16 protein-coding genes are annotated in these 12,244 nt (G+C 67.4%); 10 read left to right on the top strand and 6 right to left on the bottom strand.

What is annotated here, in order from left to right:
• Positions 1-24 precede the first annotated feature (24 nt).
• From G6N59_RS22715 to G6N59_RS22725, 3 genes are read left to right on the top strand one after another with little or no spacing between them, the layout of a single operon-like run.
• A complete protein-coding gene (locus tag G6N59_RS22715; RefSeq protein ID WP_138229093.1) occupies positions 25-303 on the top strand; it encodes a hypothetical protein in 279 nt (92 codons plus the stop codon).
• A gap of 53 nt (positions 304-356) precedes the next feature.
• Complete coding sequence (locus tag G6N59_RS22720; protein ID WP_138229094.1) at positions 357-953, top strand: cysteine hydrolase family protein; 597 nt, start codon at positions 357-359, stop codon at positions 951-953.
• 27 nt (positions 954-980) lie between these two features.
• Positions 981-1,451 (top strand): Rrf2 family transcriptional regulator, encoded by a 471-nt coding sequence (locus tag G6N59_RS22725; protein WP_138229095.1) that lies wholly within the window; start codon positions 981-983, stop codon positions 1,449-1,451.
• An 87-nt stretch (positions 1,452-1,538) separates the two neighbouring features.
• Here G6N59_RS22725 and G6N59_RS22730 read toward each other — a convergent pair whose 3' ends face one another.
• On the bottom strand, positions 1,539-2,159 hold the full coding sequence (locus G6N59_RS22730) for a TetR/AcrR family transcriptional regulator (protein WP_138229096.1): 621 nt from the start codon (positions 2,157-2,159) through the stop codon (positions 1,539-1,541).
• A 77-nt stretch (positions 2,160-2,236) separates the two neighbouring features.
• Between G6N59_RS22730 and G6N59_RS22735 the strand changes: the two genes are divergently transcribed.
• Both G6N59_RS22735 and G6N59_RS22740 read left to right on the top strand, forming a co-directional pair.
• The gene (locus G6N59_RS22735; protein WP_138229097.1) at positions 2,237-3,127 is read left to right on the top strand and encodes an alpha/beta hydrolase; all 891 of its coding nucleotides are present in this window, start codon (positions 2,237-2,239) and stop codon (positions 3,125-3,127) included.
• Positions 3,127-3,783, top strand: a complete 657-nt coding sequence (locus G6N59_RS22740; RefSeq protein ID WP_138229098.1) for a maleylpyruvate isomerase family mycothiol-dependent enzyme — start codon at positions 3,127-3,129, stop codon at positions 3,781-3,783. Before G6N59_RS22735 ends, G6N59_RS22740 begins: the two co-directional genes overlap by 1 nt.
• Here the strand turns inward: G6N59_RS22740 and G6N59_RS22745 are convergent.
• Positions 3,755-4,144, bottom strand: coding sequence for a VOC family protein (locus G6N59_RS22745; protein WP_138229099.1), 390 nt, complete (start codon positions 4,142-4,144; stop codon positions 3,755-3,757). The genes G6N59_RS22740 and G6N59_RS22745 overlap by 29 nt on opposite strands.
• A gap of 75 nt (positions 4,145-4,219) precedes the next feature.
• On the opposite strand from G6N59_RS22745, the gene G6N59_RS22750 reads away from it, so the two are divergent.
• Together G6N59_RS22750 and G6N59_RS22755 are read left to right on the top strand one after the other, a co-directional pair.
• Positions 4,220-5,233 carry a nitronate monooxygenase gene (locus tag G6N59_RS22750; protein WP_138229100.1) on the top strand — a complete coding sequence of 338 codons (1,014 nt, stop codon included), beginning with the start codon at positions 4,220-4,222 and terminating at the stop codon, positions 5,231-5,233.
• Positions 5,234-5,283: 50 nt separating this feature from the next.
• Positions 5,284-5,748, top strand: coding sequence for a DUF4232 domain-containing protein (locus G6N59_RS22755; RefSeq protein ID WP_268815777.1), 465 nt, complete (start codon positions 5,284-5,286; stop codon positions 5,746-5,748).
• On the opposite strand, the gene G6N59_RS22760 is transcribed toward G6N59_RS22755, so the two are convergent.
• Genes G6N59_RS22760 through G6N59_RS22770 form a run of 3 tightly spaced genes read right to left on the bottom strand, consistent with a single transcriptional unit; the run spans position 5,735 to position 8,590 of the window.
• Positions 5,735-6,622 (bottom strand): DUF4097 family beta strand repeat-containing protein, encoded by an 888-nt coding sequence (locus G6N59_RS22760; protein ID WP_138229102.1) that lies wholly within the window; start codon positions 6,620-6,622, stop codon positions 5,735-5,737. The two genes, G6N59_RS22755 and G6N59_RS22760, sit on opposite strands and share 14 nt — an antisense overlap.
• Before the next feature lie 19 nt (positions 6,623-6,641).
• Positions 6,642-7,286, bottom strand: coding sequence for a response regulator transcription factor (locus G6N59_RS22765; protein WP_138229103.1), 645 nt, complete (start codon positions 7,284-7,286; stop codon positions 6,642-6,644).
• Entirely contained in the window at positions 7,274-8,590 is a 1,317-nt protein-coding gene (locus tag G6N59_RS22770; protein ID WP_138229104.1) for a sensor histidine kinase, read from the bottom strand. The genes G6N59_RS22765 and G6N59_RS22770 overlap by 13 nt, the downstream gene beginning before the upstream one ends.
• 185 nt (positions 8,591-8,775) lie before the next feature.
• On the opposite strand from G6N59_RS22770, the gene G6N59_RS22775 reads away from it, so the two are divergent.
• Together G6N59_RS22775 and G6N59_RS22780 are read left to right on the top strand one after the other, a co-directional pair.
• Entirely contained in the window at positions 8,776-9,672 is an 897-nt protein-coding gene (locus G6N59_RS22775) for an LLM class flavin-dependent oxidoreductase (protein WP_138229105.1), read from the top strand.
• A 14-nt stretch (positions 9,673-9,686) separates the two neighbouring features.
• The gene (locus tag G6N59_RS22780; protein ID WP_138229140.1) at positions 9,687-10,916 is read left to right on the top strand and encodes an amidohydrolase; all 1,230 of its coding nucleotides are present in this window, start codon (positions 9,687-9,689) and stop codon (positions 10,914-10,916) included.
• An 88-nt stretch (positions 10,917-11,004) separates the two neighbouring features.
• On the opposite strand, the gene G6N59_RS22785 is transcribed toward G6N59_RS22780, so the two are convergent.
• Positions 11,005-11,268, bottom strand: a complete 264-nt coding sequence (locus G6N59_RS22785) for a hypothetical protein (RefSeq protein ID WP_138229106.1) — start codon at positions 11,266-11,268, stop codon at positions 11,005-11,007.
• Positions 11,269-11,598: 330 nt separating this feature from the next.
• Between G6N59_RS22785 and G6N59_RS22790 the strand changes: the two genes are divergently transcribed.
• Positions 11,599-12,243: a DUF1942 domain-containing protein gene (locus G6N59_RS22790; RefSeq protein WP_138229141.1), complete on the top strand. Its 645-nt coding sequence runs from the start codon at positions 11,599-11,601 to the stop codon at positions 12,241-12,243.
• Position 12,244 lies beyond the last annotated feature (1 nt).

The raw sequence follows: 12,244 nt of genomic DNA on the forward strand, positions 1-12,244 counted from the left end.
CGGTCAGGGCTATTTTGTGTTCGTATGAGTACATATCTGTCCACTCGCAGGTTGATGGCCGCGGCCGGCGGCGCCGCTCTCGTTGCGATGGGCGTGCTCACCGCGGGCTGCAGCAACAACGGCGGGCAGTCGCCGTCCACGACGACGACCACGACAATGACCACGACCACGGCGCCGTCGGTGGTACCGACCGAGAAGAGCATCAGCCCCACCGGAGGCAATCTGTTCAGCCCGGGCGTCACCGCGCCGGGGCCGTCGAGCGTGGTACCTGGGCTGCATCCGGGCCTCAACGGCAACAACTGACTGCCGACGAAAAATGGCTCCTGGAAACATCTTTGAGCCACTAGGCTCATAGGATGACTCGCCCCACCCTGCGTGAATTGTCCAGCCTGCCGGTGGAACCGGTTCGCCTGGCGGACTCGGCCCTGGTGCTGATCGACTGCCAGAACACCTACACGCAAGGGGTGATGGAACTCGAGGGCGTGCAGGCCGCCCTCGATGAGACTGCCGCATTGCTCGACCGTGCGCGCACCGCCGGCATTCCCGTCATCCATATCCAGCACGACGACGGGCCGGGCTCGCTCTACGACATCGGCGCCGACATCGGCGCGATCGTCGACCGGGTGGCCCCGCGCGGCGACGAGCCGGTGATCGTCAAGCAGTTCCCGAACTCGTTCGTGCAGACCGATCTCGATGAGCGGCTTACGGCCCTCGGTGCATCGAACCTGGTGCTCGCCGGTTTCATGACGCACATGTGCGTGAACTCCACTGCCCGTGGCGCGTTCAGCCTCGGGTACGCCCCGACGGTCGTGGCCGCGGCGACGGCGACCCGTACCCTGGCCGGCCCAGACGGTCAGGCGGTGCCCGCCGCGGCGCTGCAGGCGGCGAGTCTGGCCGGATTGGCCGATCTGGTGGCGGTGGTGGCTCCCGACGCAGCCGCTATTCCGGACTAATCCGACCCGGAATGGCATGATTGGCTGATGCGGATGTCAGCCAAGGCGGAGTACGCCGTCCGCGCCATGGTCGAACTGGCCACCGCCGACGCGGGCGTGCTGGTCAAAACCGAGGACCTGGCCAAGGCGCAGGGCATCCCGGCCCAGTTCCTCGTCGACATCCTGACCAACCTGCGCACCGACCGCCTGGTGCGCAGCCATCGCGGCCGTGACGGCGGATACGAGCTGGCCCGGGCGGCGGCGGACATCAGCATCGCCGACGTCCTGCGTTGCATCGACGGTCCGCTGGCCAGTGTCCGGGACATGGGGTTGGGCGACCTGCCCTACTCCGGTCCGACGGCCGCGCTCACCGATGTGTGGCGGGCCCTGCGCGCCAGCATGCGTTCGGTGCTCGAGCAGACCAGCCTGGCCGACGTGGCCAAGGGCAACCTGCCCGAGCACGTCGCCACGCTCGCCGGCGACTACCGCAGCCAGGAAGTGCGCCGCGGCCACAGCTAGCCACCCTCCCGCGAGCGTGCGTGTCTGTCCGGCGGTTCGCGGTGTGTCGCGGGCACTTTGCGCACTCTCACCGCCGTCGAGGGCGCGCTAACTGCCCGCCGCGGCGATCCCCGCGATCAGCATCCGCAGCCCGCCGTCGAAATCTTCCTCGACCGACATGGTGGCGGCGACGGCAGACAGTGCGGTGATGTGCGGATAGCGGTCGCCGGACGCTGACCCGATGCGGGCCGCGGTGTCGGCCGCATTCCCGGAAAAGGGTCCGGCCAACTGGGCCTGAGCGGAACCGGTCACCAGTCCCAGTACCGCGTGAAAGGCGGACAAGCGGCCGGTATCGGACAAGCCGGCTCGGCTCAACGCAGCGACGAGAGCGTCGGCGATCGCGAATCCGGTGGCGGACGCCATTCGCCGGGTCAGCACCAGGGGGATGGCGGCGGGGTGTGCGCGCACGCCGTGCCACATGGCGGACGCGGTGGCGTGCACGTCGGCCGCCCAGTCGTCCGTGGGTTCGGGTACGACGATGTTGGCAGCCACCGCGGCGACCACGAGTTCCTCGAGGCCCTCCTTGTCGGCGACGTAGTTGTACATCGTCATCGGCCCGGTCCCGAGTGCGGCCGCGAGCGACCGCATGCTCAGCGCGGCCAATCCCGATTCGTCGACGATTCGCAGTGCGGCGGAAGCGATTTCGTCCGTGGTAAACCGTGCACGCATGAGCAGCCCCTTGACAAGTACGTCGTACGTAATGAAGTGTAGGCCATACGTACGATGTACTTATGTGAGGAGTGGGCATGACATCAGCGATTTCGGTCGAGCGATCGGATTTCGACAGCGGCGGCGACCGGTGCGCGGCCTGGCTCACGTTGCCGCCCGGACCCGGGCCGTACCCGGCAGTGGTGTTGGTGCACGGTCTCGGCGCTACCCGCGACATGATGCTGCCGCAGTACGAACAGCACTTCGCTACGGCGGGCATTGCCACGCTGTCGTTCGATTACCGTTTTACCGGGGCATCCGGAGGTGAACCGCGGCAACATATTTCGATTCCTGAACAATGTCGCGACGTGGCTGCTGCGATCGACGTCCTCCGGCGGCACCGGCACGTGGACGCGGGCCGGATCGGCCTGTGGGGCACCAGCCTCGGTGGCATGAACGTGATCCGCGTGGCAGCGACACGGAACGACATTGCGGCGGCGGTGGTGCAGTGTCCCATCACGCACGGACCGGCAGCGGCCGGCGCTGTCGGTATCCGTGGAGCGCTGCGACTGACACCCGCGATCGTCGAGGACGCGGTCCGCGCGGTGTTCCGGCGCCGCCGTCGCTACGTACCGATCGTCGGGCAGCCGGGGACCGATGCGCTCGTGACCGTCGCCGGTGCGGAGGACGGGTGGCGCTCGACGGTGCCGGCCGGAGCGGCATTCGACAATCGGATCACGGCGGTGGACGCTGCGCTGTTGATCACGAGATCTGCATTGCGCCACGCGGCTCGGGTGCAGGCGCCGCTGCTGGTGTGCGTCTGCGACCAGGAGACGTTGATGGATCCGCGGTACGCCGAAGCCGTGGCGGAACAGGCGCCACGAGGTCTCGCGAAGCACTACGAATCCGATCACTTCGCCATCTATCACCCGCCGCTCCTGCCGCGCGTGCTCCATGACCAGGTGGCCTTCTTGACGAAGCATCTGTGATGTCGCGCCGTGATGTGTTGCGCGCCAACGACCAACGCTTCGCCGGCGTCGTCGCCGACCTGACACCCGGCGAATGGGCTGCGCCGAGCCTGTGCACGGAATGGCGCAACCGTGACGTCCTGGCGCATCTGGTGGTCGGGTGCAGCCATCCCGTCGGCGCGCTGTTCGGCACCATGGTCCGGCACCGGAATTTCGACCGCGCCAACACCGCGGCCGCCCGGGAGGTCGCGCGCGACCGCGGCGCGGCGGCGCTCCTGAGCGATTTCCGCACGGTCAGCGCACGTCCGGCCGGCGTCGGCAGATACTTTCCGGCGCGACTGCTACTGGGCGACCACATCACCCACGAGCTGGACATCCTGTTCGCGATCGGCCGTGAACCGCACATCCCGCCGCGCCTGCTCGACGCAGTACTCGACACCCAGGTGGCTTTTCCGAATCCGTTCGTCCCGGCATACCGCAACAGCCGGGGACTGCGGCTCGTCGCTGTCGACACCGGCTGGCGCCACGGCGACACGGGCCCGACCGTGGCGGGCCGTGCAGCCGAGCTGATCTCGGTGCTGGGTAACCGGCCGAAGATGTTGCCTCAACTGGAGGGCGATGGCGTCGAGGCGTTGGCTGACCGGGTGCTCAGCCGCCCGAGCCGTACGGCCGGGTGATGATCTCCAGATAGTGCCCACTGGGGTCCTGGAAGTAGACGCCCCGACCGCCGTCGTGGTGATTGATCTCGCCGGGATGCTGTGCCCGTGGGTCGGCCCAATGTTGCAGCCCGCGTCCCCGAATCCGGTCGTAGATCGCCGTGAATTCGTCCTCGGACACCAGGAACGCATAGTGCTGCGGGACGACGTCGGTGCCCTCCGGCATCTGGCTGAAATCCAAGCTGACGCCGTGGTTCAGTTCGACGGCCAGGAAGTGCCCGAATTCTCTGGCGGGCGGCAAACCGAAGAGCTCGGTGAAAAAGGTGGCCGCGGCCGAGCGGTCGGTCGAGTGGACGATGGTGTGGTTGAAGGTGATGGCCATGTCTCTCCGTTCTACCCTCCCGCCCGCGCCGCGTCACTGCCGATCCGGAGCGTCCCGGCCTGTCATGATCTAGGCATGGCCTTCGATCTACGTGAGCTGGCAGTTCCGGTCATCGTCGCGCCCATGGCAGGCGGGCCGACAACGCCTGAACTGGCCGCGGCAGGCTCCTCGGCGGGTGGCCTGGGGTTCGTGGCTGCCGGCTACCTGACCGCGCAGGCGCTCGCCGATCGCATCACCGCTGCGCGCGCACTGACCACCGGCCCGCTCGGCGTGAATCTCTTTGCGTCCCAGCCCAGTACCGCCCAGCCTGGTGAGATCGAGCGTTACGCCGGCGAACTCGCCGGCGAAGCCGCGCGGTACGGTGCCGCGCTCGGCGAGCCCACCTACAACGACGACGATTGGGCGGCAAAGCTCGACGTCGTCGTCGAGCTGCGGCCCGAAGTCGTGTCGTTCACCTTCGGCGGTCCCACCGCCGACGAGTGCGCGCGATTGCGTCAGGCCGGCATCACGACCGTCGCGACCGTCACCACTGCCGACGAAGCCCGGGTGGCGGTGGCGTCCGGCGTCGACGCCCTCGCCGTCCAGGGACCCGAGGCCGGGGGACATCGCGGCACCTATGACCCGCTGGCCACGCCCGCGACTCAGCCGCTCACCGAACTGCTGGCCGACGTGCTCGCCGCCACGGACCTGCCGATCGTGGCGGCCGGCGGCCTGATGACGGCCGACGATGTTGCCGCGGTGATCGCCGCCGGTGCGGTGGCTGCGCAACTCGGCACGGCGTTCCTGCTCGCCGACGAGTCCGGCTCGAGCCCGGCGCACCGCACCGCGCTCGTCGACCCGCGGTTCACCGAAACGGTTGTCACGAAGGCCTTCTCGGGCCGCTACGCGCGAGGGCTCCGGAACCGGTTCGTCGATGAACACGACGCGCACGCGCCGCTGGGCTATCCGGAGGTGCACTATCTCACCAGTCCGGTGCGGAAGGCGGCCGTTGCTGCCGGTGATCCGGACGGGACAAACGTGTGGGCGGGCACCGGGTTCCGGAAAATCCGGTCGGGGTCGGTCGCCGACATCATGGCCGGGCTCAGGTGAGCATTGTGAAGGGAGCCGGTGTGCGAGCCGTTGTCGCTGTCCCCTTGGCGGTGGCCTGTGTCTGGCCGAGCACTGTCGCTCATGCCGACCCCGTTCAAGTACCACGTTGTGCCAGTGCGCAATTGACGCCCAGCCTCGGTCCGCCCGATGGGGCCGCCGGCACCACGTTCTATCCGGTGATCCTGAAGAACTCCGGTGATGCACCGTGCAGCATGTCGGGCTATCCGGCGGTGTCATTCATCGCGGGCTCTGACAACCATCCGGTCGGGGTGGCCGCGAGCCAGGATCCGGACACCATCGGCGTGGTGGTGATCGGACCCGGCCAGTCCACGTCGGCGAACCTGGGTGTGGTCAACGCGGGCAACTTCCCGGCAGACTGTGATGCCGTGCCGGTCGGTGGCTTACAGGTCAACCTGCCGGGCGAGACCGAGCCGATCATCATCGGCCATGCCGATACTGCGTGTGCCAGTACGGCGTACCCGACGTTGCGGGTGGGTCCGTTCACCGGCGCGTAACGATCACCACACTGCCCTCGTCCGCCCGCGCGGTGACCTGCGCGACGGCACGAGAGGCATCGTCGGTCTGGGGCACTCGCACTTTCGCGCGATCGCCGGCCTGTGCCCGCACCAGGTACGGCCCACCGGGCGGCAGGGTGATGTCGACGTCGGAGTTCTGGCTGGTGACGGTCACGGTGCGCGGGGCGGCTTCCTTGAAGTCGACACCGATGTGGCCGTCCGTGGAGTCGGCGATGAAGGCGTCGGTGACCACGATCGGGTCGCGGGTCTGGACGTCGCCGCTCTGCGTGTGGATTTCGATGCGGCGGGCGTTGCCGCCGAGCACCACGGCGCCGTCCGTGTTGTGCACGGTCAGCTGGTCCAGGTCGGTCTGGCTCAGCAGGATGCCGACCTGCTGCTTGGTGGTGACCGAAAGCCGGTGCGCGACATCGGGTGGCAGGGTCACGGTGATTTCCCCGGGCGGACCGAAGTCGAACAGCGGGGACGGGGTGCCGGCGACGGTCAGCCCGACGGTGCCGCCGGTCCGCGTCACCTTCAGCGCCTGCTGGTCGTCTTGCGAGGTATTCAGCAAGCGCATCCGCACGCGTGGCTCACGGACGTTGCGGTCGCTGGTGATCCGCACAGCAGTGGGCATGTCGCCGGTGTCGATGGTGAGTGAGCTCATGTCGGCCGGCAGTGTTTCGGTGTCTGCGGCCACGCGCACCGAGCTGATGCCCCAGGCCAATCCGCCGAGCCCTGCGGTGGCGGACACCGTGCCCACCAGAGCGACCAGGACCAGCAGCGTCCGGATCGCCGAACGCCCGCCCGGTGACAGTGCGGGTGCGGCGGCCGGGACCGGCTCGGTCACTGGTTCGAAGTCCACATTCGAAGTCATTGGAAATCCTTTTCTCTCTTCAGGATTCGAGATAGCGCAAGACGGCGAGGACCCGCCGGTTCTCACTGTCGTCGGGGGTCAGGTCGAGCTTGGTGAAGATGGACGCGATGTGTTTTTCCGCGGAGCCGATCGAGATGTGCAGCTGGGTGGCGATGGCCGAGTTGGTCTTGCCTTCCGCCATCAGTTGCATCACCTCCTGCTCGCGTGGGGTTAGCACGGCCAGGGTCGCGCGGCGGTGCGTGCGCACCAGGATTTGTGACACCACTTCGGGATCCAGGACGGTGCCACCGGTGCCGACCGTGGTCACGGCGTCGAGGAACGCCGGAACGTCTGCCACGCGGTCCTTCAGCAGGTACCCGAAACCCCTTGTGTCCGAAGCGATCAGGTCCGCTGCGTACCGTTCTTCGACGTAGTGCGAGAGCACCAGCACCGGTGACTCGGGATTCTGGCTGCGGAGCAGGGCGGCGGCGCGGATGCCTTCGTCGGTGAACGTCGGTGGCATCCGGACATCGACGATGACGAGGTCGGGCTGGTGCTCGTTGACGGCACGCAACAGCTCCGTGGCGTCAGGCACCCCGGCGAGCACGTCATGGCCGGCGTCGGTCAGGATGCGTTCGATCCCCGCGCGCAGCAGGGCCGAATCCTCGGCGATCACAATGCGCATGGCAGTACCGCCGTCACAGTCGTCGTTCCGGTTTCTGGGCTGGAGACGGTGAAGGTGCCGCGCGCGGCACGCACCCGTTCGCCCAGCCCGCGCAGGCCCGTGGTGTCGTCGCCACCGGATTGGGCGCCGCCGATACCGTCATCGAACACCGAGATGTGTAGCTGGTCCGTGGGCTCGTGGTAGCGCACCGAGACCACGGCGTGAGTGGCCTGGGCGTGCTTGGCGATGTTGGTCAACGACTCGGCGACCACGAAATATGCGCAGGATTCGACTTCGTCGGAAAAGCGTTTCGGCAGTTGCAGTTCCAGCGTCACCGGGACCCCGGCAGTTTCGGTGCGCTGCACCACCGCCGACAGTGCGGCATCCAGGCCGCGGTCGGCCAGGATCGTCGGCGCGATACCGCGCACCACGTTGCGCAGTTCGAGGAGTGCGGCTTTGGCATCGTCGTGGGCCTCGGCGATCAGCTTGCGCGCCTCGGGCAGGTCGGAGTCCAGCTTGGTCTGGGCCAGCCCGATGGTCATGGCCAACGACACGAGCCGGGGCTGCACGCTGTCATGCAGGTCGCGTTCGATGCGGTGCCGTTCGGTGGACGCCGACGACACCGCGCCGCGGCGGGCCTGGTGCAGGGCGCTGACCTCGTGCTGCAGCGCTTCGGTCGGTGACGACGGCAGCAGCCATCGGTCGATTACCGCGTCCACGCGGGGGCCGAACACCAGGATGGCTCCGGCGGCTGCCAGCGCAATGGCCGCCAGCAGCCAGGACAGCGGCGGTGAGATGAAGCTCAGCCCGGCGGCCGCGTCGCTGTTGTCGATCGCGGTCGCCGCGGCGGGCCCGATCAGCGCGAAGGCGAGAAGGGTGAAAGTCAATCCGACCGCGAGGATGTCGAAAACCATGCGGAGGTAGCTGTGGGCCAACACCTTCCAGAACCGGCCGCTGCTGATGTCCAGCCACAGCTGGTGGGCCCACCCCTGAAACCCGGTGTAGGGAGTCATCTTTCGGTACGGGGTGGCGATACCGAAGGCGAACACCGCTTCGCTGCGTAGCCGTTCCACCCGGTCGGTGGCGCGGACGGCATAGACGAACACGACTCCGCCGAGCACAGTCCCGATCACCGACGGAATGGAGGTGACGGCCAGGATGAGCAGAGACAACGGTATCCAGAACCAGAACATGCCGGCCATGGCGCCGACGATCATCGACGCCGTGGGGACGACACCGAGATCTCGCTGCACGGTCGGCACTATCGGCGCCGTCGTCGGATTTGTCGGCTCGGCCGACGTGGGGCCTGTAGCTGTTGCAACCATGCCTCCAACTTAGGCACCGGCCGAGTGCGGAGACACGGCGTTTTCCCGCGATTTTTGCGGGGGTTAACCCCCACCGGTTGTCCCCGCACCAGGGGTCGCCGGCAGGTCCAGTCCCAGCGCCGAGTCGGGCAAGGCGGCCCCTCGCGCTGGACGCGCGTGCCAGAATCGGCTGTGTGCAGATCGGGATGACAATGCCAGTGATGGAGCCCAACCTCGATGCGGCGACGCTGACCGCGTGGGCGAGAGTGATCGACGGCGGGCCCTTCTCGTCCTTGTGTTGGGGAGAGCGCATCGCCTTCGACAATCCCGATTCCCTGACCCTGCTCGGTGCGCTGGCCGCCTGGACCGACCGGGTGCGCCTGGTCACCACCGTCATCGTCCCGCAACTGCATGATCCGGTGATGCTCGCGAAAGCACTTGCCACCGGCGACATGCTCAGTGGCGGACGGCTCACCGTCGGCATCGGCGTCGGGGGCCGCCATGAGGACTACCACGCCGTCGGCGCCGACCCCGAGACCCAGACCATGCGCGGCATGGCCGAGCGCGTGGCCCTGATGAAGCGGGTCTGGGCGGGGGAGAAGCTCACCGAATCCGTGCTGCCTGTTGGCCCCGCATCCGTTCAGCCGGGCGGGCCGCGGCTGCTGGTCGGCACCATCGGTCCGAAAACCGTACGCAGCGCGGCGCATTGGGCCGACGGCATGGCCGGCACCACGCTGGACCTCAACGTGGAACGCGAGAGTGAACTGTTCGACGTCGCCCGCGCGGCCTGGGCCGAGGCCGGAAAACCCAAGCCGCACTTGGCCACCTCGTTCTGGTTCGCACTCGGCGACAAGGACGAGGCACGCGACCAGGTGCACCGTCACCTACGCCGGTACATGAACTGGATTCCGGAAGAGTATGTCGATGCGATGGCGCCGACCACGGGCTGGGCCGGCACCGAAGACGAATTGCTCGATGTACTGCAGAAATTCGATGACATCGGCACCGACGAGGTGCATCTGATTCCGACCAGTTCGGACATCGACCAGCTGCGCCGGGTGGCCGACGTCGTCAAGGACTTCACCGGAGAGGCATCGCTATGAGTCGTGCGACAGACATGCTGGCCGGCCTGCCCGAGGTGCGGGTGTGGCAGGAGAACCTGTACCGGGACCTGCATGAGCATCCAGAGCTGTCGCACCAGGAACAGCGCACCGCAAAACTGGTGTCGGACAAGCTGACAGAGCTCGGCTACCAGGTGACCGACGGCGTCGGCGGTACCGGTGTGGTGGGCATTCTGCGCAACGGTGACGGTGCGTCGGTGCTGATGCGTGCCGACATGGACGCCCTGCCGGTCGCCGAGGCCACCGGGCTGCCGTACGCCAGCACGGTCCGGGCCACGGATGCCGCAGGCAAGGACGTGCCCGTGATGCACGCATGCGGCCATGACACCCACGTCACCTGCCTGCTCGGCGCGGCCGCGCTGCTGGCCGGCGGGCGAGATCACTGGCAGGGCACGGCGATTGCGTTGTTCCAGCCGGCCGAAGAGGTCGGTGGCGGTGCTGCCGGCATGGTTGCCGACGGGCTGGCGAGCATCGTCGGCAACGTCGACGTGGCCCTGGGCCAGCATGTCGCTCCGGCGCCCGCCGGCTACGTCGGCACCCGCAGCGGGCCGGTTTTGGCTGCCGCTGACAGCATCCGAGTGACGGTGTATGGGCGAGGTGGCCACGGGTCCATGCCGCACGCCACCATCGATCCGGTCGTGCTGGCCGCCATGATCGTGATCCGGCTGCAGACCATCGTGTCGCGCGAAGTCGCGCCCAGCGAGACCGTCGTGCTCACCGTCGGCAGCATCAATTCGGGCACCAAGAGCAACATCATCGGTGACCACGCGGTGCTGGAGCTGAACCTGCGCACCTACGACGATGCCGTGCGCACTGCGGTGATCGCGGCCATCAAGCGCATCGTCGTTGCCGAGTGCCAGGCGTCGGATTCCCCGAAAGAGCCGGAATTCGACTTCTACGACCAGTTTCCGGTGACCGACAACGACGAGGCTGCCACCAACCGAGTACACGGCGCGTTCGTCGAGCACTTCGGCGACCGGGTACTGACGATCCCGCCGGCGTCCGCCAGTGAGGATTTCAGCGACATCCCACGGGCGCTCGGGGTGCCGTACACGTACTGGATGTTCGGTGGCATCGATGCCGCCGAGTTCACCCGCGCCGCCGAAGCCGGCCGGATCAGCCAGGACATCCCGGTGAACCACTCGCCGACCTTCGGCCCGGTGATTCAGCCGACGCTGGACACCGGCACCGAGGCACTCGTGGTCGCGGCGCTGTCCTGGTTGTAGCCGTTCGCTTTTGGGCGGTCTCCCAGCAGCTGGACGGTGGCCTGCTGAACTGACGGTATCGGCGCGGGGCGTAGTCAGCCGGTCGGGGTCAGCTCGATAGCGGGTAGGGCTCTGACGTGTCGAGACAGGAGTCGACGGCGTCCAGAGTCGGAAAGCGTCTATTGAGTGCATCGATGAGGCGGTGCGCTTCGTAGAGTTCGGTGCGCAACCGGTGGCTCGCGCGGTGGCGCCAGTCGGACAGGCGGCGCTCCCGGCGTTCAGCATGTTCGAGTTCAAGCGATATCTCCTCGACCTGGCGCCACAGTTCTGCTCGGAGGCGAGCCGCCTGGGCGACGTCGGGGGAGTCGATCACAGCTCGAATCGTCGCATTACCGCGCTGCGCGCGCAGTGAAGTTGCTGAAAATTAACGGTCTGGACGCTATGTGTGCTGGTTTGGCTGTCGACCAGATGAGGTCTTTGCTGGCAGGTGCCGGCGGCTCGGAGTATCTGGACATTCCCGGATTCGATCCTGACCGGTGGAGATCGCTGACGCTTGGTGGCGACGAATATCGATCTCGACGCCGTCTCCGGTATCCCGTGTCAAGGGAGCATTCTCGTGAGCGTTACTGCTCGCGACGGTGACCGGCGAGGTAACCTCCGCGTTGAACACTGCCTGGCGGTACGAAGGGGAGTAACGGTGAAGATGAAATTTGTGGCGCCCGTTGGCATCGCCGCGATCGCGTTCGGCATGGTCGTGGCGGCAGGACCCGCCTCGGCGGCCAACAACATCAAGCCGTTCGGTCAGCAGGAGGCGCTGAACGAAATCGGCTACACGGTCAAGGGCCTCCACCCGAGTTCGGACCCCGTACCGCACAACGGCCAGCTTTACTCGGCGACCGTGAAGGTGGAAGGGCTCGGCGGCTGGGCCAACCCCATCACCGCGTTCTTCAACGCCCGAGCGGAGAGCGGAGAGAACTACCGGGTCATCAGCGGGAACGTACCCTCGGCACCTCCTGGCGGGACGGCGACCGGAAAGCTCTACTTCGACGTCGTCGGCGATGTGCCGAACAGCGTCGTCTACAACGACGGCATGCAGGACCTCATGGTCTGGGTCCCCGGCGCGCCGATCGGTGGCACACCCAGTGAGGCTGTGGAGATGGACGAGGGCCCGGTCGGGACCAGCGAGATCATCAGCACGCCACCAGCCGAGAGTGCAGCACCTGCCGAGGTAGGAACTCCGACCGGCGGCAATTTCTTTGCCCCTGAGGTCATCGCGCCGGCACCGTTCGAGCTCACTCCAGCGGATGTGGCCGCGCCGGGGTACAACTCCGGTAGCGGACGTCGCTGAT

Origin of the sequence: Mycolicibacterium aubagnense (assembly GCF_010730955.1) — a bacterium.
Classification (GTDB): domain Bacteria; phylum Actinomycetota; class Actinomycetes; order Mycobacteriales; family Mycobacteriaceae; genus Mycobacterium; species Mycobacterium aubagnense.

What these genes read in the sequence shown, in the direction of transcription:
- G6N59_RS22760 (WP_138229102.1), bottom strand. Translation starts at nt 6,622, where the DNA reads ATGACTTCGAATGTGGACTTCGAACCAGTGACCGAGCCGGTCCCGGCC.
- G6N59_RS22745 (WP_138229099.1), bottom strand. Translation starts at nt 4,144, where the DNA reads ATGGCCATCACCTTCAACCACACCATCGTCCACTCGACCGACCGCTCG.
- G6N59_RS22735 (WP_138229097.1), top strand. Translation starts at nt 2,237, where the DNA reads ATGACATCAGCGATTTCGGTCGAGCGATCGGATTTCGACAGCGGCGGC.
- G6N59_RS22780 (WP_138229140.1), top strand. Translation starts at nt 9,687, where the DNA reads ATGCTGGCCGGCCTGCCCGAGGTGCGGGTGTGGCAGGAGAACCTGTAC.
- G6N59_RS22720 (WP_138229094.1), top strand. Translation starts at nt 357, where the DNA reads ATGACTCGCCCCACCCTGCGTGAATTGTCCAGCCTGCCGGTGGAACCG.
- G6N59_RS22765 (WP_138229103.1), bottom strand. Translation starts at nt 7,286, where the DNA reads ATGCGCATTGTGATCGCCGAGGATTCGGCCCTGCTGCGCGCGGGGATC.
- G6N59_RS22740 (WP_138229098.1), top strand. Translation starts at nt 3,127, where the DNA reads ATGTCGCGCCGTGATGTGTTGCGCGCCAACGACCAACGCTTCGCCGGC.
- G6N59_RS22725 (WP_138229095.1), top strand. Translation starts at nt 981, where the DNA reads ATGCGGATGTCAGCCAAGGCGGAGTACGCCGTCCGCGCCATGGTCGAA.
- G6N59_RS22750 (WP_138229100.1), top strand. Translation starts at nt 4,220, where the DNA reads ATGGCCTTCGATCTACGTGAGCTGGCAGTTCCGGTCATCGTCGCGCCC.
- G6N59_RS22715 (WP_138229093.1), top strand. Translation starts at nt 25, where the DNA reads ATGAGTACATATCTGTCCACTCGCAGGTTGATGGCCGCGGCCGGCGGC.
- G6N59_RS22770 (WP_138229104.1), bottom strand. Translation starts at nt 8,590, where the DNA reads ATGGTTGCAACAGCTACAGGCCCCACGTCGGCCGAGCCGACAAATCCG.
- G6N59_RS22775 (WP_138229105.1), top strand. Translation starts at nt 8,776, where the DNA reads ATGACAATGCCAGTGATGGAGCCCAACCTCGATGCGGCGACGCTGACC.
- G6N59_RS22730 (WP_138229096.1), bottom strand. Translation starts at nt 2,159, where the DNA reads ATGCGTGCACGGTTTACCACGGACGAAATCGCTTCCGCCGCACTGCGA.
- G6N59_RS22790 (WP_138229141.1), top strand. Translation starts at nt 11,599, where the DNA reads ATGAAATTTGTGGCGCCCGTTGGCATCGCCGCGATCGCGTTCGGCATG.